Genomic DNA, 25,170 nt, shown 5'->3' on the forward strand with positions numbered 1-25,170 from the left:
TCCTTAGGCGCCTGGCGCCGTTTTGCGCGACTTCGGCATCTGCATGAAGATGGCCGAACCGTGTTTTTTCTTGCCGAACAAGGTCGGCTCGCTGCTGCCGTCCGAGCAGCCGTTGCCGAAGCTGAAGCCGCACGAACCCTTCTCGTTGAAGCTGTCCTCGGCCATTTCCTTGTGGCTGCTGGGGATGACGAAGCGGTCTTCGTAATTGGCGATGGCCATGATGTGGTACATGTCCTCCACCTGCGCCTGGGTCAATCCCACCTGTTTCAGCACCGTCAGGTTCTCCACCTTCTCGACCGTCTTGCTGCGCATGTAGGCACGCATGGCCAGCATGCGGTCCAGCGCCGAGACGATGGGCGGCTGGTCGCCGGCCGTCAGCAGATTGGCCAGGTACTGCACGGGAATGCGCAGGCTTTGGGTGTCCGGCAGCATGCCGTTCACGCCCAGCTTGCCCGATTCGGCGGCCGCCTGGATAGGCGACAGCGGCGGCACGTACCACACCATCGGCAAGGTGCGGTATTCAGGATGCAGCGGGAACGCCACTTTCCACTCGACGGCCATCTTGTAGACGGGCGACTTGACGGCAGCATCGAGCCAGAGGTCCGGGATGCCCTGGCGGCGCGCCTCGGCGATGATGGCCGGGTCGTGCGGATCGAGGAACAGGTCGAGCTGGGCCTGGTACAGGTCCTGCTCCTGCGGCACGGAGGCGGCAGCCTCGATCTTGTCGGCGTCGTACAGCAGCACGCCCAGGTAGCGGATGCGGCCCACGCACGTTTCCGAGCACACGGTAGGCTGGCCCGCCTCGATGCGGGGGAAGCAGAAGGTGCACTTTTCCGCCTTGCCGGACGACCAATTGTAGTAAATCTTCTTGTACGGGCAACCGGAGATGCACATGCGCCAGCCGCGGCACTTGTCCTGGTCGATCAGCACGATGCCGTCGTCTTCGCGCTTGTACACGGAGCCGGACGGGCACGACGCCACGCACGTCGGGTTGAGGCAATGCTCGCACAGGCGCGGCAAGTACATCATGAAGGTGTTTTCGAACGTGCCGTACATCTCCTTCTGCATGTTGTCGAACAGCTTATCCTTGCTGCGCTGGGCAAACTCGCCGCCCAGGTCATCTTCCCAGTTCGGGCCCCACTCGATCTTTTCCATCTTTTTCCCCGTCAGCACGGAGATGGGACGGGCCGTGGGCGGCGTCTGCGACAGCGGCGCGCTTTGCAGGTGCTCGTAGTCGTAGGTGAACGGCTCGTAGTACTCGTCGATGGCGGGCAGGTTCGGATTGGCGAAGATATTGGCCAGGATCTTCAGGCGGCTGCCCTGGCGCGGCTCGATCTTGCCAGAGTCCGTGCGGCGCCAGCCGCCATTCCACTTGTCCTGGTTTTCCCACTGCTTCGGATAGCCGATGCCTGGCTTGGTTTCCACGTTGTTGAACCATGCGTACTCGACGCCGTCGCGGCTGGTCCACACGTTCTTGCAGGTGACGGAACAGGTGTGGCAGCCGATGCACTTGTCCAGGTTCAGCACCATGCCGATTTGCGCTCTGATTTTCATACCATGCTCCCGTCTTCTGTTTCCAATGGCCCTTCGAGCCAGTCAACCTTGTTCATCTTGCGCACCAATACGAATTCATCGCGGTTGGAGCCCACCGTGCCGTAGTAATTGAAGCCGTAGGCCAGCTGGGCGTAGCCGCCGATCATGTGCGTCGGCTTGGGGACGGCGCGCGTGACCGAGTTGTGGATACCGCCCCGCTTGCCCGTCATCTCCGCGCCAGGCACGTTGATGATCTTTTCCTGCGCGTGGTACATCATCGTCATGCCGGCCGGGATGCGCTGGCTGACGATGGCGCGCGCCGTCAGGGTGCCGTTCACGTTGAAGACCTCGATCCAGTCGTTGTCGACGATGCCGGCAGCCTTCGCGTCCGTCTCCGACAGCCACACGTGCGGTCCGCCGCGCGACAGGGTCAGCATGCGCAGGTTGTCCGAATACGTGGAGTGGATGCCCCACTTCTGGTGCGGCGTCAAAAAGTTCAGCGCCAGTTCCTTGTTGCCGTTCGGCTTGGTGCCCAGCAGCGCTTCCGTCGTCTTCGTGTTAATCGCCGGCTTGTACACGCACAGTCCCTCGCCGAAGTCGCGCATCCACAGGTGATCCTGGTAGAACTGCTGGCGGCCCGTCAGGGTGCGCCAAGGGATCAGTTCATGCACGTTGGTATAGCCGGCCGTGTAGCTGACTTCCTCGCTTTCCAGGCCCGACCAGGTGGGTGAGGAAATGATCTTGCGCGGCTGCGCCTGCACGTCGCGGAAGCGGATGCTGTCATGCTCGCGCGGCAGCGCCAGGTGGGTGTGGTCGCGGCCCGTGATGGCCGATAACGCAGCCCAGGCCTTGACGGCCACGTGGCCATTCGTTTCCGGCGCCAGCGACAAAATCATCTCGGCCGCATCGATGGCCGTATCGAGGCGCGGCTGGCCCTGCGACACGCCTTCATCGAGCACCGTGCGGTTGATGCCGCGCAATACGTCGACTTCATGGCCCGTTTTCCAGGAAATACCCTTGCCGCCATTGCCGATGGTTTCCAGCAGCGGTCCGATCGAGGTGAACTTCTTGTAGACATCGCGGTAATTGCGCTCGACCACCGTCATGTTCGGCATGGTCTTGCCGGGAATGGCTTCGCATTCGCCGGCGCGCCAGTCCTTGGGATCGAAAGGCTGGCCCAGTTCGCCCGGGGTATCGTGCATCAGCGGCGTCAAAATGATGTCTTGCTGGGTGCCCAGCAGCTCGCCGCCGATTTCCGAGAATTTCTCGGCCAGCCCCTTGTAGATTTCCCAGTCCGACTTCGATTGCCACAGCGGCTGCACGGCTTCGGACAGCGGATGGATGAACGGATGCATGTCCGACGTATTCAGATCGTCTTTTTCATACCAGGTGGCCGTCGGCAGCACCACATCGCCATACAGGCAGGTGGTCGACATGCGGAAGTCCAGCACCACCAGCAGATCGAGCTTGCCTTCGGCGGCCGGGCGCACCTTCACCTGCTTCGGCGTGATGCAGTCGTCTTCGTCGCTGAGCAAGCCGTTCTGCGTGCCGAGCAGGTATTTCAGGAAGTACTCGTGGCCCTTGCCCGAGCTGCCCAGGATGTTCGAGCGCCAGACGAACATATTGCGCGGGAAGTTGGCCGGGTTGTCCGGGTCGTCGCACGAAAACTGCAGCTGGCCCGCCTTGATCTGGTCGAGCGCATACGCAGCCGGCGCCTGCCCTGCCGCCTTGGCAGCCTTGGCCACTTCCAGCGGATTGGTCTGCAGCTGCGGCGCCGATGGCAGCCAGCCCATGCGCTCGGCCTTGGCGTTGTAGTCGAGCAGGGTCAGGTCGCCCGTGCCGCCGGCCGCCGATGGCGAAGCGATGTCGCCCGTTTCCAGCTTTTCGTGGCGCCACTGGCTCGTGTGGGCATAGAAGAACGAGGTGCCGTTCATCTGGCGCATCGGGCGTACCCAGTCCTGGGCGAAGGCCAGGGGCGTCCAGCCCGTCTGCGGACGCAGTTTTTCCTGGCCCACGTAATGGGCCCAGCCGCCGCCCGACTGGCCGATACAGCCGCACATCATCAGCATGTTGATGATGCCCCGATACGTCATGTCCATGTGGTACCAGTGATTCAGGCCGGCACCCACGATGACCATGCTCTTGCCGCGCGTCTGGTCCGCGTTTTCCGCGAACTGGCGCGCCACGGTGATGACGTCGGCGCGTTTCACGCCCGTGTGCTTCTCTTGCCACGCGGGGGTGTAGGGCACGTCGTCGTCATAGCTCTCGGCCACGTTCTCGCCACCGAGGCCACGGTCGATGCCGTAGTTGGCCAGGGTCAGGTCGAACACGGTGGTGACGAGGCCCGTCGTGCCGTCGGCCAGGCGGATGGTTTTCACCGGCACCTTGCGCAGCAGCATGTCGGACGCGTCCTTGCCGCCGAAGTAGGCGAAACCCACTTCCGTGACGGCGTCGCTGTCGTTGATCATGGAGAGCATCGGCACGATGGGCGCGCCGCTGCCGCCGGCCTTCTGTTCCAGGTTCCATTTGCCCGATTCGCCCCAGCGAAAGCCGATGGAGCCGGCCGGCGCGGTGATGGTACCCGTGGTTTCGTCGATGACGAGGGTTTTCCATTCCGGGTTGTTGGTTTCGTCGAGGTTGTTGTCCAGGTGCGAGGCGCGCAGGAAGTAGTCGGGCACCAGGGTGCCGTTATGCTCCTTGAGCAGCACCAGCATGGGGAAGTCCGTGTACTGGCGCGCATAGTCGCGGAAGTAGGCGCTCTGCCCTTCCGAGTGGAATTCCTTCAGGATGACGTGGCCCATGGCCAGCGCCAGCGCGGCATCCGTGCCCTGCTTGGGCGCCAGCCAGATGTCGCCGAACTTCACCATTTCGCCATAGTCGGGCGAGATGGCCACGGTTTTTGTGCCCTTGTAGCGCACTTCCGTGTAGAAGTGGGCATCGGGCGTGCGCGTCATCGGCACGTTCGAGCCCCACACCATCAGATAGGTCGAGTTGTACCAGTCGGCCGATTCCGGCACGTCCGTCTGCTCGCCCCACACTTGCGGGCTGGCGGGCGGCAAGTCGCAGTACCAATCGTAAAAGCTCAGGGCCACGCCGCCGATCAGCGACAGGTAGCGCGTGCCGGAAGCGTAGCTGACCATGGACATGGCGGGAATCGGCGAGAAGCCGACGATGCGGTCCGGGCCGTATTTCTTGATCGTCAGCGCGTTCGCGGCGGCGATGATTTCATTCGATTCTTCCCACGTGGCGCGCACGAAGCCGCCCAGGCCGCGGATGGATTTGTACTGCTGCGAGCGCACGGGGTCCTGGCTGATCCAGTCCCAGGCCGTGACGGGGTCCATGGTCTTGCGCGCTTCGCGCCACATTTCCATCAGGCGGCCGCGCACCATCGGGTATTTCACGCGCTGGGCCGAATACACGTACCAGGAATAGCTGGCGCCGCGCGGGCAGCCGCGCGGCTCGTGGTTGGGCAGGTCGGGCCGCGTGCGCGGATAATCGGTTTGCTGGGTTTCCCAGGTGATCAGGCCATTCTTGACGTACACCTTCCAGCTGCACGAGCCGGTACAGTTCACGCCATGCGTGGAGCGCACGATCTTGTCGTGCTGCCAGCGCTGGCGGTAGGCGTTTTCCCAGGTGCGGTCTTCGTCGACCACGGTGCCATGGCCGTTGGAAAACGGCTCGGCGGGCTTGCTAAAAAATTTAAGACGGTCCAGAAAGTGACTCATGCTACCTCCACATTGCGCCGCAGGAGCGGCGCCAGGTCATAAAAACGCTGCAAGCCGGATGGCCCACGCGTCGATACAAGCAGTCTATCGACGCACCGTGCGCGACGGTATTGGCAAGAAGTCGGTTTCCGGCACCAGGAATGCATAGGCGCGTAGTCACCCGGATAGTCACTATTGCCTATGGGCGCCGCGACCGAGCTGCGGTATACCTGTCGGCATCGTTCAACACAGAGAAAGAGCATCATGCCAATTACCGATTACGCCAGCCTGCTGCGCAGCGCCCGCAACCAGGAGCAGCCGCAACGCCTGCTGTTCACCTTTACCCAGGCGCAGGCCCAGCCCGGCGGCCAGGGCCGCTCGCTGACGCCCGTGATGTGCGCCGACAAGCTGCCCGATAAACTGGGCAGCTTTGAGGCGCTGGAGGAGGAATCGAAACAGATGCAGACGCACTGGGACGTGGTCTTCGTGGCGGGACTGGCGGGTCGCGAGGGCCAGCCGCCCGCCCCGGAGGATTGCGAAGCACCCCTGCGCGCCATGGTGGCGGCGATCGAGCAAGGCCGCGTCGACAGCCTGCTGGCGTTTGACCGCAGCGGGGATTTACTGCGTTTTAGCTGAATCCGGCCACGGGCGCTCATGCAAATGACGCGCCCGCTCGATCGGGCAGACCAGCGGCAAAAACTGCTGCTGGCGCGCCGAATACGCCATCAGCGCCCCGCTGTCGATATCAAAATACCATCCGTGCAATTTCAATACGCCCTGCTCCACCCGGCGCTTGAGCCACGGGTAGGTCAGCAGGTTGTCCAGCGACTGCAGGATGCTGGCCAGTTCGCACGCGTGGTGCTGTTCCTCCGACGAGCGGTGCGCCAGCTCGCGCCGCACGCGCTGCGCCACGGGTTCGGCGATGCGCATCCACTGTCCCACGAAGTCCGTTTCCTGCCCTTCCGCGCGCGGCTGCGGTTCCAGCAGCGCGCGGATGCCGCCGCAGCGCGCATGGCCCAGCACGATGACCCTGGCCACTTCCAGCTTGCAGACGGCGAATTCGATGGCCGAACTGACGCCGGGCGGCGCGTCGGGCGTGCACGGCGGCACCAGATTGGCGATATTGCGCACGACGAACATGTCGCCCGGGTCGCTGCCCGTCAGCAGCATGGGATCGACCCGCGAATCGCAGCAGCCGATCAGCAAGGTCGAAGGCCGCTGCCCGTCGCGCAGGCTGTCGTACAAGGTTTGCGGCTCGCTGAAATACTGCTGCTGAAACAGGCTGAAGCCGTTGACGAATTTTTCCAGTTCTTCCATGACTACCTCTGATACTGTAAACAACGCCTGACAAGTGCGACCTGCCAGGCGTTTTGCTCAATTAGCAAGGCATCGGCGCATTCTTGCGGGCGTAGCACCACCAGGTGATGGCGATGCAGCTGACATAAAAGCCGATGAAACACCACAGGGCCGCGTCGGGGCTGCCCGTCAGCGCAATCGAGGTGCCATAGCTTTTCGGGATGAAGAAGGCGCCGTAGGCCGCCACGGCCGACGTGAAGCCCAGCACCGCCGCGCCTTCCTTGTTGGCGTCGACGATCGCTTGCTCCTGCGCCGCCTTGCCCTTGCCGGCCGCCGCCCGCTGGTGCTCCGTCAGGAAAATCACGGGGATCATGCGGAAGGTCGACGCATTGCCGATACCGGTGCCGGCGAACAGCAGCATGAACATCCAGAAGAAGCCACTAAAACTACCACCCACGCCGGCCTGCGGCATGAAGTACAGCACGCCCAGCACGGCGCCTATCATCAGCACGAACGACCACAGGGTGACGCGGGCGCCGCCCAGTTTGTCGGAAATCACGCCGCCGGCGACACGTGCCAGGGCGCCGACCAACGGGCCCAGAAAGGCGTAATCGAGCGGGTTCACGTCGGGGAACTGGATCTTGATCAGCAGTGGGAACGCGGCCGAATAGCCGATGAAGGAGCCGAAGGTGCCCGTGTACAGCCAGCACATGAGCCAGTTGTGCTTGCGCTTGAAGATCACGGCCTGCTCGGAAAACGAAGCCTTGGCCGAAGCCAGATCATTCATGCCGAACCAGGCCAGCAAGGTACTCAAGGCGATGAACGGCACCCAGATGAAGCCCGCGTTCTGCAGCCACATCTCCTTGCTCACGCCATTCTTGACCCAGGTGAGCGAATCGCCGCCCCAGGCGCCGAAGACGGCGAACGTGATCACCAGCGGCACGACGAACTGCACCACCGACACGCCCAGGTTGCCCAGGCCCGCATTCATGCCCAGCGCGAAGCCCTTGCTCGCCTTTGGATAGAAAAAGCTGATGTTGGCCATCGACGAGGCGAAATTGCCGCCGCCGAAGCCGCACAGCAGCGCCAGGATCAGCATGGTCGGGTAGCCCGTGTTCACGTCCTGCACGGCCAGGCCGATGCCGATGGCGGGAATCAGCAGCGAACCCGTGGAAATGGCCGTCCAGCGCCGGCCGCCGAAGATCGGCACCATGAACGAATAAAAGATGCGCAAGGTGGCGCCGGACAGGCCCGGCAAGGCCGTCAGCCAGAACAGCTGGTTGTTACTGTAGGTGAAACCGATGTTGGGCAGGTTGACCACCACCACGCTCCACACCATCCACACGGCGAACGCCAGCAGCAGCGCGGGAATCGATATCCACAGATTGCGCGCGGCCGTGGCCTTGCCCGTGCTTTGCCAGAAGCTCGGTGTTTCCGGCTCCCAGGTATTGATCATATAGCGGCTCATGCTTTAACTCCTGCAGGTTGAGTAGTTGGTGCCGCGCGCAGCGGCTTGAACGAGAAATGCATCCAGACGAGGGAAACGCAGACGGTGCCGTACAGCAGCATGAAGGAGCTCGAACGCACGCCCGTCAAATCCACCAGGGCGCCGAACATCACGGGCAGGATGAAGCCGCCCAGGCCGCCGGCCAGGCCGACTACGCCCGAGACGGCGCCGATGTTGTCGGAAAAATCATCGCCGATGAACTTGAAGACGGACGCCTTGCCGACAGCCATGGCAATGCCGACGATGAACAGCAGCACGGTGAACCACAGCGGCGACAGGCCGATATGGAAGGCCATAGGCCCCGTGACGGTCTCGATCACCATCTGCGTTTGCGGATACGACAGCAGGAAGAAGCACACCCAGCACACCCACATCACGGCCCAGGTGACTTTCGCCGCACCGTATTTGTCCGAGATCCAGCCGCCCAGCGCGCGCAGCACGCCGCCCGGCAGCGAGAAGCAGGCGGCCAGCAGCGCCGCGTGCTTCAAATCAAAACCGTATTCGGCCACGTAGTACTTCGTCATCCACAGGGCCAGCGCCACGTAGCCGCCGAACACCACCGAGTAGTACTGGCAGTAGCGCCACACGCGCGGGTCCTTCAGCACCTTCATCTGTGCGGAAAAGCTTTCGCCCGAGGGCGCCAGGTGCGATTTGTCCGTGTACGAAAACAGCCAGAAGATGATGGCCGTGGCCAGCATGGCCACCGCGTACACCTTGGGCAGCATCTGCCAGCCGAAGGCGGCGACGATGCCTGGCGCGACGAACTTGGTCAGCGCGGAACCGGAGTTGCCGGCGCCGAAGATGCCCATCGCCAGGCCGCGGCGCTCCTTTTCGTACCAGCGCGCCACGTAGGGCGTGCCGACGGAAAACGAACCGCCCGCCAGGCCCACGAACATGCCCAGCACGAGAAAATGCCAGTAGGCGGTAGCGTAGGAAATCAGGTAGATCGGCACCACGCTGGCCAGCATCAGCAGGAAGAAGACGCGGCGTCCGCCGTATTTGTCCGTCCAGATGCCCAAGGGCACGCGCACGAGGGAACCCGTCAGCACGGGCATGGCGGCCAGCAGGCCGAATTGTGTTTCAGTCAAGCCCAGGCTGGTCTTGATGGGGATGCCGAGCACGGCAAACATCATCCAGACCGCAAAGCAGATGGTAAATGCGAAGGTACTGCTGATTAATACGGACGCCTGCTTGCGCCGCATGCCCGGTTCGACTGCCTTGTTACTGCTGTTACTGTTCTTGTTAGTGCCATCTAGGGTAGCCACGATGTTTCTCCATGAATGCACTGGCCGTCTGGCCAGCCGTCCCGACCAGCTTACGTGCCAGCGGTGAAAGGCACTATCGGTCACAGGGTGATTCTGGAAAGGCAATCTGGATAGCCGCATCGGCAAAAGTGACTAGATGGCGGGGGATGGATCTAGCCTGGATGGCCGGTGTTTTACAAAAGGATGTATTTTGGGCACACTCGGCGCATGGAGAAAAGGAGCGGCATGGAGAACAGGCACGAAGCAGACGAGATCATCACCCGCGTGGCCGAAGCTGGCGACGTGGACGCCATGCTCGCTTGCGACGCCTATGCGCAGGCGCACCCGGAGCGCGGCGAGGCCGTGCGCGCCGCCGTCGGCAAGGGCCACTGCCAGGTGGCCATCCGGGCCGGCCTGGTGGCAGGCTATGTCGTCACGCATGGTGACTTCTTCGGCTACAGTTTTGTCTCGCTGGTGGTGGTCGCGCCCGCGCAGCAGCGCTGCGGCGTGGGACGGCGCCTGCTGGCCGCCGCGGCCGCCGCGTGCCAGACAAGGAAGCTATTCACCTCGACGAACGCGTCGAACGGCGCCGCGCAAGGGCTGTTCGCCAGCGCGGGCTTCGTGCGCAGCGGCCGGATCGACCATCTCGACGAGGGCGACCCTGAGCTGGTGTACGTCAGATTCCTGCCTTAGGCCCGTCTCATCCCGACGGCGTATGGCGCCGCGCGCCAAAGGCGGCTATGCTGGCGCCACCGTCAATCACGCCCCTCACATCACGCATGGATTATCTGAGCATCAAGCATGTCCACATGGGCTGCGCCGCCGCCAGCGGCGCACTGTTCCTCTTGCGCGGCGCCTGGATGCTGCGCGCCTCGCCCGCCTTGCAGCAGCGCTGGGTAAAGATCCTGCCGCACCTGATCGACACGGCCCTGCTGGCCAGCGCCATCGCCCTGGCCGTGTGGAGCGGCCAGTCGCCGGGCAGCCAGCCCTGGCTGGCCGCCAAGCTGTGCGCGCTGCTGGCCTACATCGTGCTGGGCACCATCGCCCTGAAACGGGGCAAGACGCCGGCCGTGCGCGGCGCCGCCTTCGCCCTCGCCGTGCTGGTCTTCGCCTACATCGTCGCCGTGGCCGTGAGCAAGCAGGCCTGGCCACTCTGATGCATCAAAAAATGTAGCGCAGGGTGACGCCGGCAGTACAGATTGCCAAGCACGCCCTTGGCCATGGTCGTCAGGAAGGCCCGTGACGCGCGCGGCGCGCTCTGCACGTGCTTAGTTGACGCGGTTTCTTTCCAGAAGTTTCTTGCCTGTGGCATCCTTTAGCCACCATTCACTCACCTCGAGCGCCTTGTTCTCGATGCTGGCATTGGCCAGCAAGGGATTCTTCTTCAGGTAGACGATATCTTCCTCGAAATTGTCGTGTATCGAAGCCACTTCCAGGAAACGGTTGGCATCCAGACGTCCCAGGTAGATGACCTTGCCAGCCACGACGTCAAACTCAATCGCCTTCGGCGACGATTCGGAGTACTTGGACCGGCTTCCATAGTCAAGCAGCCAGATGAGGATGCGGTAGCGTCCCGGCGTCAGCTGCAGCGCAAAAGTGCTGCCCTTGCCCGTAGGCACTTTTGGCGCGACATTCTGCAAGGAGACCTGGCCGGCGGGAACATGGCTGGATAACCACAGATCTTTGTCCTTGTTGGCGGCAAGGTCGCTGCTGACAATGCCGAATCTGGCGCCATGCGCCTCGAAGACGGCGCGCTCGAACACGGTGCCGACGACAACGCCCTTGGCAGGGTCGGGGGTCGTGTAGGTAAACGCAGGCGCGCTATTGCGGCCAGTGACGCAGCCGGACAACAGCGCAGGCAGCAAGACGGCGCACGCCAGCGCGCGCAGCATGGTGGTTCGGACAAACATGGATGATCCTGGATGAAATGAAGAAAATGGGTAACGAGTAATGGGCCAAGGGCGACAAGCGCACCTGTGCCTGCCTGGGCATCGAAAAATATTTCCGCATGGGAATATTTTTAGTGTATCCGCTTGGCAAGAAAATGTCTAGTTGATAAGTAGGCGAAGGGCACAGTACGATTTCTGCAGAGCGCGGCAAGCTGCACGACGATGATAGTATTAACAACATCATGCACGAGCTGGCCATCCCGGCCATGCCGCCCCATTGAAAGGCAACCATGCTGCTATCTGAACTGCTGACCAAGCTGACCTGCGGTGAGCTGGAAGGAGAGGAACTCGACGAAGCCGTCGCCGCCATCACCGCCGCGCCCTCCGCGCCGCGCGACGAGTGGATCGACAGCGATGCCCAGGCCTATGCGCTGGAGATCCTCTCGCAGCTGGGCGGCTATATGGCGTCGAGCGACAAGCTCGACGAGCTGCACGAACAGATACAGGACATGTTCGACGACTTCCCCGACTTCCCGTACGAACTGCTCAAGGACAGTGACAATAGCGCGCTGCCCTATTTCGAGTGGCTCGATACGGAACTGGCGCAGCGCGCCGTGGACGAAGGCGGCTATGAGCTGATCCAGATCGACGGCAACGGCTCCGACGAAATGGATGCGCTGCTCGTGTACCGGCGCGATACAAGCGACATCATCCAGGCGGCGGCATTGATGGGCGTGACGATAGGCCGGCCGCTCACCTACTATCGCGGCATCGAAGCGATGGCGGGCAAGCGGCCGGGCTAGGAACCCACGCCTATTGCATCGGCAAGGTATTCACATCGACGGCGGGTGGCAGGCCCGTGGCCGGGCGCGTGAAGTTCTGGCTGGTTTTCACATAGTCGGCAAAGAAGCCGCCGTTATGCAGGTAGAACTTGCCGTTCTCCACGCCGCCCGCGTAATCCATGCGCTGCGCATTGGTGGCCGTGGCGTCGCCCGTGAAGCGCCCCCCCGTCACTTCCGACCAGGTACCGGCAACGTTCCTCGCCCACTGGTTGCCGAACTGGACGCGGCGCTCCGTGTAGCCCAGGGTATCGATGAAATTCTCGAGGAAGGAATGCACGCCCGTCAAGTACGTGGAAATCGCCGGCCGCTTCCAGGTGGCGATGTAGCGCCACTTGCCCGTTTCCGGAGCAAAGAACCAGGCCGAGTAATCGCTGCCGCCATTGCCGTCGGGCCGCGCGCGCGTGATGAAACGGTAGGTCGTGCCGGCCGCCCAGTTATACGACAGATAGGTCTGGCCGCCCGTGCCCTCGCCGCCGAACGCATTGTCGACCACGCCGGCGCCCTTGCTGACCAGGGTGGTTTTCGCACCATTTTCGGCATCCCACACGGAGAACAAGATCCAGCGCTCGCTCGGCGATTTCACCTGGATGCCCATGTAGCCCTGGCCAAAGCCGTTGGCCATGAAGTAGGAGCCGATGGCATCCTGCCCCTTGGGTATCGTCATCTCGTTATAAAAATACTCGGTATTGGCCGGCACCGTGTAGCCCATGTGCACGGACGGTCCGCGCCGCGACCAGTAGTAATTGGCAGGGTCATTCGCGTAGGCCAGCGCCGCGTTCGACGTCACCTTCAACGCCGCGACGTCGCCGAACGTGGCCTTGACCCGGGACAGTCCCTGCAAGTCCACCTTCACATAGCCGGCTGCCGCCACGTTCACCGTGCCGACGGCATAGGTCTTGCGTTCCTTGCCGGCCAGCTTGACGTCGAACGGCGTGCCGTTGATCTTCACGCGGATGGTGCTGTTGCCGCCATCGGCCAGGCTGGCGTCAAGCGCCACCTGCACGGGCCCCGCCCCGGCCACGCGGAAGTAGGTGCTGGCGACGGCAGCGGGGTTACTCCAGCCGGCCAGGCCACGCTCGTTGATGACGGCGCCCTCATTCCCGCTCGTGATGAAGGCGTTGCCGGCCAGTTCCACGGTGGAAGATGTGGCGGGCGCGGCCACCGTGGCGGCCAGCAAGGCGGTGCCGCCCGAGCCGGTGGCGGTGGCGCCGCCGCAGGCCGCCAGCAGTATCGGCATGGCGGGAAGGAATGCAAAGAGCAATGAACTTCTGTGTTTCATCAACGTCTCCTGGTGGTGAGTCTTTGCGGCGGGCGAACAGGGACCTGCGCGCCTGCGCCGCGGTTGAAAAACGGATCGGGCAAGAAAAAACCCGCTACGGCAACTGGTGCGGTAGCGGGTCGTTAAGGCTTAGTACTTGCCGTCGAGGGCGAAGATCGGCTTGCGCGATTTCCACTGCCCGCCCGTGAAGTCCGGGAAGTCCAGGGTCTGGAAGTTGGCGGCGATCGATTGCTCGGACAGCGGCGTGATGGCGCTCCACGTCACGGCATCGTAGATATCGATCGGCATCGGCGCGTTGGCCTTGAGTGCTTCGACAAAGGCGTGGATGACGAAGAAGTCCATGCCGCCGTGGCCCGCGCCTTCGGCTTGCGCCGCATACTTGCGCCAGACGGGGTGTTCATACTTGTCCTGGTAAGCCTTGAAGTCGTCCCACTGGTGCGGCTTGCTGACGCCTTCGATATGGATGGAATTGTTCAGGTCCATCCACAGGCCGTCCGTGCCTTGCACGCGGAAGCCCAGCGAATACGGGCGCGGCAGGCTCGTGTCGTGCTGCAGGATGATGGTTTCGCCGTTTTCACACGCCAGCGTGGTGGTGACGACGTCGCCCAGCTTGAACTTCACCTTGGCGTTCGCATGCTGCGCGCCGCCCGGCTGCTTGACGATGTAGTCGTGCAGGCCGCGCGCCTTGGTGGCGAAGGCGTTAATGCGCGTAAAGCGGTTGCCGCGGTTGATGTTGGTATACATGGCGCAGGGGCCGATGCCGTGGCTCGGATACAGTTCGCCGTTTCGGTCGACCGAGTGCTGCGTGCGCCAATGGGCTTCCGACCAGCCCTTCTCTCCGAATTCCACGCCGCCGCCATACGGCTTGGCGGGATTGCCGCTGTTGAATTTCACGGCGCGCAGATCATGCTGGTAGCCGCCCTGCAGGTGCAGCAGTTCGCCGAACAGGCCCGCGCGCACCATCTGCAGCGCCGCCATCACGTCACGGCGGTAGCACACGTTTTCCAGCAACATGTAGGGCGTGCCCGTCTTCAGCTGGGTGTTGAGCACATCCCAGTGGTCTTGCAGGGTGATGCCGGCCACCACTTCGCAGCCGACGGCGATCTTCGCCTGCATGGCGGCAATCGCCATCGGCGCATGGAACTCCCATGGCGTGGCGATGATCACGCCATCGAGGCCGCCCGCGTCCAGCATGCGCTTGTAGGCTTTCTGGTCGCGGTCTTCGCCATACGTGCGCGGACGCGGCTTGCCGGCTTTGTCCACCTGGCCCAGCGCGTGTTTCAGCATGATCGGCTCGATATCGCACAGGGCGACCACTTCCACGTCGTCGCGGCGCACCAGTTCGGCCAGCAGCACCTGCCCGCGCATGCCCGTGCCGATCAGGCCCAGGCGGACCTTGTCGCGGCCGGCGGCGGGAGCGGCAGCGGCTTCACCAGGCAGCAGTGCGCTGCCGGCCATGGCGCCACCGGCCAGCGCGGCGCTGGCGGACAGGAAATTGCGGCGATTGAATTGTGTCGTCATTGGTCTCTTCTCACTTCCGTTGGTAATCATGGTCACCGGCCCGCCGCAAGGCAGGCCGGCATGCGGTTAATAGGTGTATTCCGCCGTGAAGCGCACGGAACGCGGCGCCGTGCGTCCATCGACCTGCAGGTAATTGCGGGAGATGGCGCCATGGTCTTCGCGCGTTTCGGTGTAACGGGTCACGGTCTGGCTGTTGAACACATTGAACACGTCCACTTTCAGGCTCAGGCCTTTGACGGCGCTGGGAGTATAGGCCACATTCATGTCCAGCTGGGCTTGCCATGGCAGGCGGCCCTGGCTGCCGCGCGGCGCCGGCTTGCCATTGCAGTAGAAGTAGGAATCGCCGTAATTGTTCTCGAACTTCAGGTTATCGGGCAGCGCGCCGATGCAGTTGCGCGGCGCACCCGAGATCAGCGACAGGTTGGCGCCCACCATCACGTCCGGGATGAGCTGCATGAAGCCGTAGGCCTTGAAGGCGTGGCGGTGGTCGCCCGGCAGGTAGCCATACGCGTTGTACATCAATTCCTTGTGGTCGTCGCTGACCGTCAGGCCCACGTCGCCGCCGCCGATGCTGTCCGTCTGGCCTTCCATATTGCCCTTCAGGCCGGACAAGGTGTAGGTCAGCTTGCCGTACCAGCCATTCGTGTACGGGTGCTCGATGAACATGTTCAAGGCGCGGTAGGTGCGCGATGGCAGCGGGTTGCCCCACTCCGCCGCCGAAATATCCACGCGGCGCAAGCCCTTGCCATCGTCAAAGTCCACCATCAGGCTGTTGTCGCGGCCCGGGTTGATGATGGCGCACTGGAAGCCGCTCCAGTTGCCCGTATCGACGCCGTTGCGCGTGGCCCAGGCTTGCAGCGGACGCTCGTCGCAGCTGTCGTCGTTGGTGTCGTTCAGCTTGCGGTACAGGAAGCTGGCGCCCACCACCAGCTTCTTGCTCAGGGCGCGTTCGAAGCCCAGCGAGAATTCATCCTGCGACAGCGGTTTCAAGCCGATGGCCGTCACTTCGCGCGCATCGCGGCTCTGTCCATACGCGTTGTTGGCCGAATACGGCTTGCTGATGGCGTGCAGGCCCGTCGGCGCGCCCGTGACGGGATCGACGCCCGTGTAGGTGAACATCTCGCTGGTGGCCAGGAAGGGGCTGGCCATGTTGCTCGACAAATTCGACGGCACCGGCAAGTGGTAACGGCCGCCATTGGCGAAGAATTTCAGGGTGCCGTCGCCCAGGTAATCCCAGGTGGCGCCCACGCGCGGGGCGATCATGTTGCGCTGTGAAATGAAGGCCACGCCATCGGTGCTGTAGTTGGTGAACTGTTCGCGGCGCAGGCCCAGGTCCAGCAGCACTCGTTCCGTGACCTGGTAGTGATCCTGAATGTACTGCGCCGATTGCACGCTGGTCGGACGCGCCAGGTTGGCGTTCAATTCCTTGCTGACGTAATAGCCATCCTTGCCGTAGCCGTTACCCTGTGCCGGCGTTTCAAAGGCGCCGTTGATCAGGAGCGTCGGATCCTTGACCTTCTCGTACCTCCAGCGGTAGCCGCCGGCCAGGCTCAGGCCCACCTTCGATTCCACGTCGATGCGGTCGATGCCGCCGCGCAGCGAATGCTTGCCCAGCTTGTATTCCAGGTCCAGGCGCTTGGCCTTCTGGCGGTCTTCCGACGACGGATCGACCAGAGTACCGGTCACCGTTTGCGGATTGGTGTACGTCAGGCCAGGCACCTGGGTCGATTCATTCGACGACGTTTGCGCCAGCAGCGGATTGTAGCCTTCCGGGGTACGGCGGTGCGAAGTGCGCGACTGCCCCATCATCGCCGTCACCGTCAGGTTATCCGTCAGGTAGCCCGTGTACTTGAAGATGTCGACATTCGCGCCCGGCGCGGCCGACGAACCGCAGCAGTTGATGGTGGTCTCGCTGCCGCCACCAGGCACGTTGTTGCGTTTCAAGGTGGCATAGTCGAAACCATAGCTCTGGCTGTCCGTAGTCGTGCGGTCATACAGCTTGGTATATTCAAAGTGATGGTCGTCCGTCAGGTTGTAGTCCAGCTTGGCCATCATGCGGTCAACCTTGCTCTTGCTCTCGCGCCAGCCGTTCGGCAGCACCTTGTCCACCAGGTCGTCGCGCGCACCGGCGACGGCGCCGCCGTCCGTGCGCGTCTGTTCCAGCGCCACGAAGGCGAACAGCTTGTTCTTGATCAGCGGTCCGCTGCCGTACAAGCCGACGACCTTGCTGGTGCTGCCGTTATCGCGGTTCCAGTACTTCAAAGTGCCATCCGTCTCCGGATTGGCGCCCGTGTTCGGGTAATACCGGTTTTCCGTCGTGCCCTTCAGCGCGCGGGGGATGATGGAGACCTTGCCGCCGAATTCGACCTTGTTGCCGCCGCTCTTGGTGGTGATATTGATCACGCCGCCCGTGGAGCGGCCGAATTCCGAACCATAGCCGCCCGACAGCACCTGCAGGTTGGAGATCGCGCCGAACGGCAGCTCCGACGCGCCCACCTGGGTCAGGAGATTAGTGATGGGGAAGCCGTTGACATAGAACGCGTTTTCCGACTGGCCCGAGCCGCCGATCGATGGCGCATTGCCATACACGCTGTTGGTGCCCCGCGCCACGCCCGGGGTCAGCTGCACGATGGAGGCCACGTCATTGCCGACTGGCAGCGCCTTCAATTCCTTGGCCGTAAAGATCACGCCATTGTTCGTGTTCGACACGTCGATCGGATTGCGCGATGCCTTCACCACGACGGTCTGTTCCTGCCCCACTGGGCCAGTCGCGCTGGCCGGGCCGAAATTCGCTTCGGCGCCCGCGCCGATCAAGGCTTCGACTTCCTGCGACGCTGCCACCGAACCGGCGCGCAGCACGCGCACCGCATAGCGGCCCGGCGGCATGGAGTTGGCCACATAGCGGCCCGCCGCGTCGGGCGTCAGGCTGCGCTGCACGCCCGTCGCCAGGTTTTCCAGCACCACGGTGGCGCCGGCCGGCGCGCTCACTTCGCCGAAAATGGTGCTGGTGGCGTTCGACTGCGCCCAGGCCTGGCCCGGCACGCCGGCCGCCAGTGCGATCACGATCGCGGCGGCGCGGCTGATGTCGCGCAATTTGAGTCGGGTGGTATGCATGTGTCTCTCCGTCTATATCGAGGGTTATACGCGCCCTCCCCGCTCCAGGGAGAAGCCGGGGAATGCAATTTTTATGGTGAGCGTCGGAAGGTAAAGCCAGGCAGCCGTCCCTTCCGGGAAATCAGTCCGTATCGGCTGATTTTCGTTTTCTTGGGATCACTTTAAAAAGAAAAATAAGTATCGTCAATAAAAAGAAAGTTAAACCGCAAATTTATCGCTAAAACGAGCAAATAAATGCAATTTATCTTTCGATTTAATGAGCGTTGCGTCAACCAGCTTTCGTTATCGTGGTGTGGCAGCTACACGCGCATGGCAGGAGGCAGTCAGGAGGGCGCAATTCGCCCAGCAATCGGGAGAAGAAACGCGAAAGACGACAGGGAAATCGCCTTTCACTTACGTTTATCTTTCGTATCGGGCATTTCGGAATATTGTCTTTTTCTTTTTATGGCAATACCCCGGCCGGCAACCATGCCGAGTGCACTGGCAGGCCGGGACATTGTCATGTTTTAAAAGAACTTGTAGCTGGCCGAGAGCGCAAACTGGCGGCCGAACAGGTCCTGGCTATGGTTGTAGCCTTCCCAGCCGTTCGGGTCGTAGTAGGGCTGCTTGTTGAACGCGTTCTTCACGTTCAGGCCCACGTCCAGGTTCTTGAACGGCTTCCAGCTGAACGCCAGGTTCACCGTCGTGTACGACGGTGCGCCCTTGCACTGGCCGGCCGGCAGTGATACCGAGGCGGCGGTGCAGTTTTCCGGCGTGTTGTCCTTGTCCCAGGGGCCGTAGGCCCAGCGCGTCTTGCCCGAGTAGTTGATGAAGACGCTGCTGACGAAGTTGCGGTAGCTCCAGTCCGCATTGACTGTGGCGCGGTAGCGCGGCGAATCGTAGTAGCCGACGGTATTGCCCTTGATGTCGCTGCCGTCTTCGCCGTCATGGGTATCGCGCTTGCGGATGGTGGCGGCGATGCCGGTACTCAGCTTGCCCCAGTCGCCGAGCGCAAAGCGCGTGCGCGCGTCGATGTCCACGCCGTCCATCAGGGTGCGGCCGCGGTTCGAATACGAGTTGATCAAGCCGCCCAGGTTGCCCACGGAATACTTCGGCACGCCGCCCGCGCACACGCCCGCGTTGGCCGGATTGGCGCACATGGCTGCCACCGCCGCCATATTGCCCCGGTCCGTGTCCGTCAAGTCGTTGCGGATGGCGCTCGATGTACCGGCCAGGGTCGGGCCGTACTTGTCCACCAGTTCCGTAAACAGCTCGTTGAAGTCCTGGCGCACGATCTCGTCGCGGCGGTTGATGAACCAGTAATCGATGGAGATGCTCACGTCCTTGGCCGGCTGCAGCACCAGGCCCACGGTCGAAATCTTGGCCTTTTCCGGACGCAGGTTCTGGTTCGGCGGCGTCAGGCCGCCCACCGTCGTCGAGCAGTTCGAATTGAGCAGGCTCTTGCCCAGGTCCGCATCCGTCGCCACGGTGGACTTCATCAGGGCGCGCGCCATCGCATTCGTTTCATCGCAGCGCACCGTGTCGCGGATGCCGCCCACCTGGGCAAACACGCCGCCCGAGCCCGATTCAGCCAGGTTGGGCGCGCGGAAGCCTTCCGAATACGTCCCGCGCAGCATCAGGTCGGGCCGCGCGCGCCAGATCACGCCCAGCTTGGGCGCCAGGTTGGCCGAAAAATGCGGGTATTTGTCCAGGCGCGCGGCCGCATTGACTTCCAGTGTGTCGGAAAGCGGCAGCACCACTTCGCCAAACACGGCGGCGATGGTGCGCTTGCCGTCGAACCAGGAACCGCCCTGCTGCGTGATCAGGCCATTGGCCGCGTCCGCGTTGCCGGGTGTGAGGAAGCTTTCGCGCATGACGTTGGTGCCCACGGCGGCACGCACTTCGCGCCCGCCCAGCTTGAACAGCGTGCCTTCCAGCTTCGCGTCCCAGGTCATCAATTTGGTCCAGGATTCGATGGCAAAGGTCGGGTAGGCGGCGCGCAGCAGCGCCGCATTGGCCTCGCTGATTTCGCCGAACTTGTAGGCAGGATTGTCGGAGATATATGTGCGGCCGCTGACGGGATCTTTCGTGAACGGGCCGAACGCCTGCTTGAAGCCATTGATATTCAGGTTCGCCGTCTGGAACAGCGTGGAATGGCTGCCCGCCACGCTGAGCGCCGTTTCAAAATCCCAGCCGCCGCCGATGCTGCCGCGCAGGCCGACGAGCGCGCGGTAGTTTTCATCGACATTCTTCTGGCCGAAATGGCCCGTCGCATCCTGCAGCAGATAGTTCAGGCCTGCCGCGCCGCCCATCTTGGCCACCATGTCGGCATCGAGCTTGCCCTTCAGGTAGACGTTGTTCGGGCTCAGGAAAGGCGTGGCGAAGGTGTTCAGGGTCGTGCCCGTATTGCGCGCGAACCAGTTGTTCGTGCTGCCGCTGTTGAAGCTGGACGGGCCATTCTCGCCGCGCATCTTGATGTGGGTGAACGCACCTTCCGCGAACGCTTCCAGGTCGCCGCCCAGTTTCAGCCGGCCGCTCAGGTAGGCCGTGGCGCGCTCCGAGGTGGGGCCCGTGTCGAGCTGGTTGGGCAGCGCATTCCATACGCAGCGCGTGCCCGACGCCTCGGTGATGCTGTTGTTGCAGCCCGGCGCGGCGCGCTGGGTGCGGGCATTGTTGTTGGCCTTGTCGAAGACAAAGAAGGTCCCCGGGTTCATCACGCCCGGCTCGCTGCCGACGCCCACGCGCATGTTGGGGATGAAATTGGGATTATTAACATAGAAATATGATGGGCGCTTCTGCCAGGTGTCGGCCAGCGCGATGCGGTCGCGCTGGTAGACGTTGACGGAACCATAGATGTTGTAGCCGTCGCTGGCCAGGTCGCCCATGCCATACAGCACGCTGGCCTAACGCTCGCCATAGGCCTTCACGCTGGGCGAAAACTCCCCGTTGGCGCGCGCTTCCAGGCCCTGGTAGGACTTTTTGGTGATCACGTTGATGACGCCGGCCACGGCATCGGAGCCATACACGGCCGACGCGCCATCCGTCAAAATCTCCATGCGCTCGATGGCGGCGGCCGGAATTGCGTCGATATTGACGAACATGGTCTGGAAGCCGGCCGGCGCACCATAGAACGACAGGCGGCGGCCATTGAGCAGCACCAGCGTGCCCTGCGCGCCCATGCCGCGCAGGTTCGCCTGCGAACCGCCGTCCGAGCCCGTGAACATCGAGCGGAAGTCCTGCTGCGCCGGGCGGGCGGCGGGCAGGTTGTCGAGCACTTGCAGCAAGGTGAGCGCGCCCATGTTTTCGATCTGCTTGGCGTTGATCACCTGCACGGGCGACGCCGTTTCCGCGTTGATGCGCTTCAGGCTGGAACCCGTCACTTCGACGCGCGCCAGTTTTTCCTCCTCCGCTGCCAGCGCCGTCGACGCCAGCGCGGTTGAGCCAAGTCCGACCGCCACCATGGCGGCCACCATTTTTTTCATATGCATGCTCGTCTCCCTTTTTATAAGTAATTGATGTTGCAGGCTGCAAGAGCCCCTCCCCGGTCCGAAGAGGGGCTCCTTGTTAGTGAAATGATTGAAGTAGTTAGCGCGGCTTGACGGTCGCGCCTTGCGTGCCGGTCAGTACGGCGTTGGCCCAGTTGCCGCAGACCTGGGCCGGGCGGGCGCCGCGCGCGCCCAGGGTGCGCAAACTGAGCTGGCTCAGGCCGCGCACGTCGATTTCGGGCTTGACCACCCCGGGAGCCGTGACCAGGCCGCTGTCATACAGCAGCCGCTCGCCGCTCCAGACCTGGAATTGCAAGCCGCCGGCGCTGCGGCAGCTATCGTCCACGCCCAGGTCGGCGCGCAGCAGATTCCAGTTGCCCGCCAGTTGCAAGTCGATGCGGCTGGCAGGCCCCACGCCGAGGCCCTTGCGGAACCACAGCCCGTTCATGCGCATTTCGGCGGCCTTTCCGGCCGGCCGGTCTTTCGCGACAGTCTTCGGCAGCGCCAGGTCCGACAGGTAGCGCTGCACCTCCTCGCCTTCGGCAACGCGGTGTTCGAGCACGCGGAATTCGGACAAGGTCACGGGCGCCACGTCGGTCGCCAGTGCCGCGTCGAACGCGCGCGCCACAGGACCGGCCTGCGCCGCCGTGACCATCGGGTCGGTGGACGCTGCGCCATCGCCTTCCGGATTTTGCGTGCTCATGACGCGGAAGCGCAGCAAGCGCCCGGCCGTGGCGGGGAAATTGATCGTCTGCTTGCCCTGTTCCAGCTTGAGGGTGCCCCGCGCAAGCGCCGCGCCCCATTCGCCGTTGTTGTCGCCGATGTAGATTTCGTAGTCTCGCACCTGGCCATGCTTCCAGTGCTGGTCGTTGCGCGGCGCCAGTTCGATGCCATCGACCAGGCGGCGTTCCGTAAAGCCGATCACCCATTCATGCGGACCGCTTTTCACGGACGGGCTGCGCACGGTACGGAACCACGTCTCGGGCTTGCCGTCGAAGGCGTTTTCCAGCGGGTAGCCGCTTTCTTCCGCAGGACGCGCCACCACCTGCATGGCGTCGGCCGGCAAGGCGCGGCCCGGCACGGGGGCGGCCGGGAAGTCGGCATCGATACGCGCCACGGCCAGCGCGCCGGCCACCTGCAAGGCCAGGGGCTGGCGGATATCCTGCGCCGCCACTTTCACGTGCAGGGTGCCCTGGCGGTCGGCAGGATCAAAGAACCAGGCATCAAGCGCCTTGTCGTAGGCGGCGCGGTCGGCGGATGCCGCGAGCAGCCGTTCGCCCGCCTTGACGGCGGCAGGTCGCTGGCCCGCCAGCATGCGCAGCGCATAGCCGCGGCGCGCTTCCTGGCCCTGGTAGCTGCCATCGACGGCGCCGATGTCGACCTGCACGTCGGCGCCCGTCTGGCGCATGCGGATGACTTGCTGGCTGAAGGCGCCGCCCTGGTACTGGCGCGTGTTGCCATCGTCTTCATACAGCGTGTACTCGGAGTCGCCGTGCGGATAAACGTCCAGCGTGAGCTGGTCCTTCGGTTTCTGGCCGTCGTACAGCATTTCCGGATACATGGGCAGGATGGCGCCGGCGCGGACAAAAACCGGCAACTTGTCCAGGGTCACCTGCAGGTCCAGGTCCCGTCCCTTGGCGTCCGCCGTGGCCTGGCGGCCATCCCAGTAGTCGTACCACGTGCCCTGCGGCAGATGAATGCCCTTGCGCCAGCCGCCGCTGACGGCCTGGCTGCGATAGACGGGCGCCACCAGCACGTCACGCCCCAGCAGGAACTGGTATTTGTAGGCTTCCGTGTAGGCGGCCGGGTCTTGCGGATAATCCCACATCAGGCCGCGCACCAGCGGCGCGCCCGATTGCTCCGCTTCGCGCACCAGGGTATACATATACGGCGTCAAGCGCATCTTGAGCTTCAGATAGCGGCGGTTGATGTCGCGGTACGGCTCGTCGAACCACCACGGATGCTTGCGCTCGGCCGCGGCCCAGCCGGACATGCCCATCAGGACGGGCGTAAAACTCTTCCACTGCAAGTCGCGCAGATAGGTTTCCGGGCTGCCGCCGAAGATGGCATCGACGTCGCCGGACGCATACGCCTGGCCGGACAGGCCCGAGCCGATCAGGGTCGGGATATGCCAGCGGATGTAGTCCCAGCTGGCGCTCTGGTCGCCCGTCCACGCCACGGCGTAGCGCTGGATGCCGGCCCAGCCCATCACCGTCCACAAAAACGGCCGGCTGTCGGAGTTGTTCAGGATGCCGTCGTAGGCCGACTTGTTCGCATCCATGGCAAATTGATATCCCTTGCCGGTCCACGCCACGTCCAGCTTTTGCACGCGGCTGCCCGCCTGGCCCACTTCCCAGGCGATCTTGTCGACGCCGTTTTCCGTCCACAGGCCCGTGCGAAAGCCATAGCCGGCCAGGCCCTTCACCGTTTCCGGCAGATTCGTGTAGCCGCAGCCGTAACCGTCGTTGGGCAGGATCCAGCCACCCGGCATGTCGTGTTCGCGGTACTGGCGCGCCACGGTTTCCACCACGTCCGGCGTCTTGCCCGTGGGGCCGTCCGTCCAGCCTTTGGGTACGGAACCGGGCTTTTTCACGTTGTCGCCATCGTTGTAGCAATCGGCGTCGCCGTATTCGAGCGCCCAGCGGGGCAGCATGCGCGCGCGGCCCGTCAAGTCCGTGTAGCGGGCGACGACGTCGCGCAGGTCCTTGCCGACGAAGAAATACGCGTCGAAGCGGCCTTCCGCGTGCTGCAGCGAGATCTGCTGGCTGTCGCGCAAATCGTAATTACCGTCGGACCAGGTATTGCGCAACACGCCCCAGCCTCGTGAACTCATCAAAAATGGCGCGGGATTCGGACGGTCGCCCTCTTCCCAGCCGCCCGAATACGACACGGGCACCTGCTTGCCCCGGAATTCGAAGCGTCCATTCTGCTGGCCGCCGCCGAAATAACGCTCGCCCGGCTGGCTCGACAGCACCTGCACGCCCTGCTTGTCGTCGAGCGACAGCGGCTGCACCTCGCGCCACAGCGGCACCGCATCGCCCTTGCGGTACAAGGTAAAGCGCAAGGGTTTGCGGTCGATGCGCAGGCTCAGGACTTCGGTGCTGATCACGATATGGTCGGCCTGCTCGCTGACCTGGTAGGCCACCTGCGCGGCCGGCTGGCCCACGACGATGGGCGCTGCCTTGTCGCCCGGCCCCGTCAAGCCTGCCTTGCCGCCCGCCTGGATGCGCAGCACGTCCGCCTGCGGCAGGCTGATACGCAGCTGCACGCCCGTGTCGCTGCGCACGTCCCAGCGCAGGCCCTCGCCCTTGGCCACGTCGGCTGGATGCACGGCGGACAGGCTCTGCAGATTGCCGATGGGCGCGGCCTGCAGGCCAGGGGCGGCCAAGGTGGCAAGGGCGGCGAGAACGCAGGCGGCAAGGGCGCGGCGGGGAAGCGGGAGAGGTTTCATCAGACGGCTTTCAGGATCGAAGTGATGGAAATACTTTAAGAAGAAAAATAAATATCGTCAACCAAAAGAAAGTTAAAGCGTCAATTTATTAATAAAATGCCCAAAATTGGCGCATTTATCTTACGTTTCACCAAAATGTCACAAAACATACTTTCGTTATCGTGGCATTTCAGCGACAAGCCGCGCAGCCACGGGCTTTTGCGCTGCACTGCAGCACGCCTGAAGCCCGTTAAAACGACATTATTTCGCAAGCCACACAAGTATTTACTTTCGTTTTACTTTCGTATTTGACTTTTCGAAATTTAGTATTTATGCTTTCTCCAACA

The 25,170-nt window shown here is 63.2% G+C and carries 17 protein-coding genes; 5 read left to right on the plus strand and 12 right to left on the minus strand.

What is annotated here, in order from left to right; all coding sequences use genetic code 11:
- Window positions 1-3: 3 nt before the first annotated feature.
- Entirely contained in the window at window positions 4-1,554 is a 1,551-nt protein-coding gene (gene narH / locus BXA07_RS15940; RefSeq protein WP_076568876.1) for a nitrate reductase subunit beta, read from the minus strand.
- Window positions 1,551-5,258, minus strand: a complete 3,708-nt coding sequence (locus BXA07_RS15945) for a nitrate reductase subunit alpha (RefSeq protein WP_076568877.1) — start codon at window positions 5,256-5,258, stop codon at window positions 1,551-1,553. Before BXA07_RS15945 ends, narH begins: the two co-directional genes overlap by 4 nt.
- A gap of 243 nt (window positions 5,259-5,501) precedes the next feature.
- Between BXA07_RS15945 and BXA07_RS15950 the strand changes: the two genes are divergently transcribed.
- Complete coding sequence (locus BXA07_RS15950; RefSeq protein WP_076568878.1) at window positions 5,502-5,873, plus strand: ribonucleotide reductase subunit alpha; 372 nt, start codon at window positions 5,502-5,504, stop codon at window positions 5,871-5,873.
- On the opposite strand, the gene BXA07_RS15955 is transcribed toward BXA07_RS15950, so the two are convergent.
- From BXA07_RS15955 to BXA07_RS15965, 3 genes are all read right to left on the minus strand, one after another.
- Window positions 5,856-6,554: a carbonic anhydrase gene (locus BXA07_RS15955; RefSeq protein WP_076568879.1), complete on the minus strand. Its 699-nt coding sequence runs from the start codon at window positions 6,552-6,554 to the stop codon at window positions 5,856-5,858. The two genes, BXA07_RS15950 and BXA07_RS15955, sit on opposite strands and share 18 nt — an antisense overlap.
- A gap of 61 nt (window positions 6,555-6,615) precedes the next feature.
- On the minus strand, window positions 6,616-8,001 hold the full coding sequence (locus BXA07_RS15960) for a NarK family nitrate/nitrite MFS transporter (protein WP_076568880.1): 1,386 nt from the start codon (window positions 7,999-8,001) through the stop codon (window positions 6,616-6,618).
- Complete coding sequence (locus BXA07_RS15965) at window positions 7,998-9,242, minus strand: MFS transporter (protein ID WP_076568881.1); 1,245 nt, start codon at window positions 9,240-9,242, stop codon at window positions 7,998-8,000. The genes BXA07_RS15960 and BXA07_RS15965 overlap by 4 nt, the downstream gene beginning before the upstream one ends.
- A gap of 288 nt (window positions 9,243-9,530) precedes the next feature.
- Here BXA07_RS15965 and BXA07_RS15970 point away from each other — a divergent pair, with 288 nt between their 5' ends.
- Window positions 9,531-9,977: a GNAT family N-acetyltransferase gene (locus tag BXA07_RS15970; protein ID WP_076568882.1), complete on the plus strand. Its 447-nt coding sequence runs from the start codon at window positions 9,531-9,533 to the stop codon at window positions 9,975-9,977.
- Window positions 9,978-10,063: 86 nt separating this feature from the next.
- Window positions 10,064-10,441 carry a SirB2 family protein gene (locus BXA07_RS15975; protein ID WP_076568883.1) on the plus strand — a complete coding sequence of 126 codons (378 nt, stop codon included), beginning with the start codon at window positions 10,064-10,066 and terminating at the stop codon, window positions 10,439-10,441.
- Window positions 10,442-10,552: 111 nt separating this feature from the next.
- On the opposite strand, the gene BXA07_RS15980 is transcribed toward BXA07_RS15975, so the two are convergent.
- The gene (locus tag BXA07_RS15980; RefSeq protein ID WP_139335609.1) at window positions 10,553-11,194 is read right to left on the minus strand and encodes a hypothetical protein; all 642 of its coding nucleotides are present in this window, start codon (window positions 11,192-11,194) and stop codon (window positions 10,553-10,555) included.
- A 269-nt stretch (window positions 11,195-11,463) separates the two neighbouring features.
- On the opposite strand from BXA07_RS15980, the gene BXA07_RS15985 reads away from it, so the two are divergent.
- Window positions 11,464-11,976, plus strand: coding sequence for a hypothetical protein (locus BXA07_RS15985; RefSeq protein WP_076568885.1), 513 nt, complete (start codon window positions 11,464-11,466; stop codon window positions 11,974-11,976).
- Between the two features lie 10 nt (window positions 11,977-11,986).
- On the opposite strand, the gene BXA07_RS15990 is transcribed toward BXA07_RS15985, so the two are convergent.
- The 3 genes from BXA07_RS15990 to BXA07_RS16000 all read right to left on the minus strand — a co-directional run bounded on the left by BXA07_RS15990 (window position 11,987) and on the right by BXA07_RS16000 (window position 17,929).
- Window positions 11,987-13,294 carry a DUF3472 domain-containing protein gene (locus BXA07_RS15990; protein ID WP_244556298.1) on the minus strand — a complete coding sequence of 436 codons (1,308 nt, stop codon included), beginning with the start codon at window positions 13,292-13,294 and terminating at the stop codon, window positions 11,987-11,989.
- A 129-nt stretch (window positions 13,295-13,423) separates the two neighbouring features.
- The gene (locus BXA07_RS15995) at window positions 13,424-14,815 is read right to left on the minus strand and encodes a Gfo/Idh/MocA family protein (RefSeq protein ID WP_076568886.1); all 1,392 of its coding nucleotides are present in this window, start codon (window positions 14,813-14,815) and stop codon (window positions 13,424-13,426) included.
- Window positions 14,816-14,881: 66 nt separating this feature from the next.
- On the minus strand, window positions 14,882-17,929 hold the full coding sequence (locus BXA07_RS16000; RefSeq protein WP_076568887.1) for a TonB-dependent receptor: 3,048 nt from the start codon (window positions 17,927-17,929) through the stop codon (window positions 14,882-14,884).
- 234 nt (window positions 17,930-18,163) lie between these two features.
- On the opposite strand from BXA07_RS16000, the gene BXA07_RS31115 reads away from it, so the two are divergent.
- Window positions 18,164-18,439, plus strand: a complete 276-nt coding sequence (locus tag BXA07_RS31115) for a hypothetical protein (RefSeq protein WP_212592319.1) — start codon at window positions 18,164-18,166, stop codon at window positions 18,437-18,439.
- Here BXA07_RS31115 and BXA07_RS16005 read toward each other — a convergent pair.
- From BXA07_RS16005 to BXA07_RS16010, 3 genes are all read right to left on the minus strand, one after another.
- Window positions 18,436-20,805: a TonB-dependent receptor domain-containing protein gene (locus BXA07_RS16005; protein ID WP_244556299.1), complete on the minus strand. Its 2,370-nt coding sequence runs from the start codon at window positions 20,803-20,805 to the stop codon at window positions 18,436-18,438. The genes BXA07_RS31115 and BXA07_RS16005 overlap by 4 nt on opposite strands.
- A gap of 6 nt (window positions 20,806-20,811) precedes the next feature.
- Window positions 20,812-21,396 carry a TonB-dependent receptor plug domain-containing protein gene (locus BXA07_RS31355; RefSeq protein WP_244556300.1) on the minus strand — a complete coding sequence of 195 codons (585 nt, stop codon included), beginning with the start codon at window positions 21,394-21,396 and terminating at the stop codon, window positions 20,812-20,814.
- A gap of 97 nt (window positions 21,397-21,493) precedes the next feature.
- Entirely contained in the window at window positions 21,494-24,844 is a 3,351-nt protein-coding gene (locus tag BXA07_RS16010) for a TIM-barrel domain-containing protein (RefSeq protein WP_076568888.1), read from the minus strand.
- Between the last annotated feature and the right edge of the window lie 326 nt (window positions 24,845-25,170).

Source organism: Janthinobacterium sp. TND4EL3 (assembly GCF_900156175.1).
GTDB lineage: Bacteria > Pseudomonadota > Gammaproteobacteria > Burkholderiales > Burkholderiaceae_D > Janthinobacterium.

Excerpts from the sequence above, each read along its gene's own strand:
- narH (WP_076568876.1), bottom strand. The coding sequence starts at position 1,554 with ATGAAAATCAGAGCGCAAATCGGCATGGTGCTGAACCTGGACAAGTGC.
- BXA07_RS15945 (WP_076568877.1), bottom strand. The coding sequence starts at position 5,258 with ATGAGTCACTTTCTGGACCGTCTTAAATTTTTTAGCAAGCCCGCCGAG.
- BXA07_RS15950 (WP_076568878.1), top strand. The coding sequence starts at position 5,502 with ATGCCAATTACCGATTACGCCAGCCTGCTGCGCAGCGCCCGCAACCAG.
- BXA07_RS15955 (WP_076568879.1), bottom strand. The coding sequence starts at position 6,554 with ATGGAAGAACTGGAAAAATTCGTCAACGGCTTCAGCCTGTTTCAGCAG.
- BXA07_RS15960 (WP_076568880.1), bottom strand. The coding sequence starts at position 8,001 with ATGAGCCGCTATATGATCAATACCTGGGAGCCGGAAACACCGAGCTTC.
- BXA07_RS15965 (WP_076568881.1), bottom strand. The coding sequence starts at position 9,242 with ATGCGGCGCAAGCAGGCGTCCGTATTAATCAGCAGTACCTTCGCATTT.
- BXA07_RS15970 (WP_076568882.1), top strand. The coding sequence starts at position 9,531 with ATGGAGAACAGGCACGAAGCAGACGAGATCATCACCCGCGTGGCCGAA.
- BXA07_RS15975 (WP_076568883.1), top strand. The coding sequence starts at position 10,064 with ATGGATTATCTGAGCATCAAGCATGTCCACATGGGCTGCGCCGCCGCC.
- BXA07_RS15980 (WP_139335609.1), bottom strand. The coding sequence starts at position 11,194 with ATGTTTGTCCGAACCACCATGCTGCGCGCGCTGGCGTGCGCCGTCTTG.
- BXA07_RS15985 (WP_076568885.1), top strand. The coding sequence starts at position 11,464 with ATGCTGCTATCTGAACTGCTGACCAAGCTGACCTGCGGTGAGCTGGAA.
- BXA07_RS15990 (WP_244556298.1), bottom strand. The coding sequence starts at position 13,294 with ATGAAACACAGAAGTTCATTGCTCTTTGCATTCCTTCCCGCCATGCCG.
- BXA07_RS15995 (WP_076568886.1), bottom strand. The coding sequence starts at position 14,815 with ATGACGACACAATTCAATCGCCGCAATTTCCTGTCCGCCAGCGCCGCG.
- BXA07_RS16000 (WP_076568887.1), bottom strand. The coding sequence starts at position 17,929 with ATGCATACCACCCGACTCAAATTGCGCGACATCAGCCGCGCCGCCGCG.
- BXA07_RS31115 (WP_212592319.1), top strand. The coding sequence starts at position 18,164 with ATGCAATTTATCTTTCGATTTAATGAGCGTTGCGTCAACCAGCTTTCG.
- BXA07_RS31355 (WP_244556300.1), bottom strand. The coding sequence starts at position 21,396 with ATGCATATGAAAAAAATGGTGGCCGCCATGGTGGCGGTCGGACTTGGC.
- BXA07_RS16010 (WP_076568888.1), bottom strand. The coding sequence starts at position 24,844 with ATGAAACCTCTCCCGCTTCCCCGCCGCGCCCTTGCCGCCTGCGTTCTC.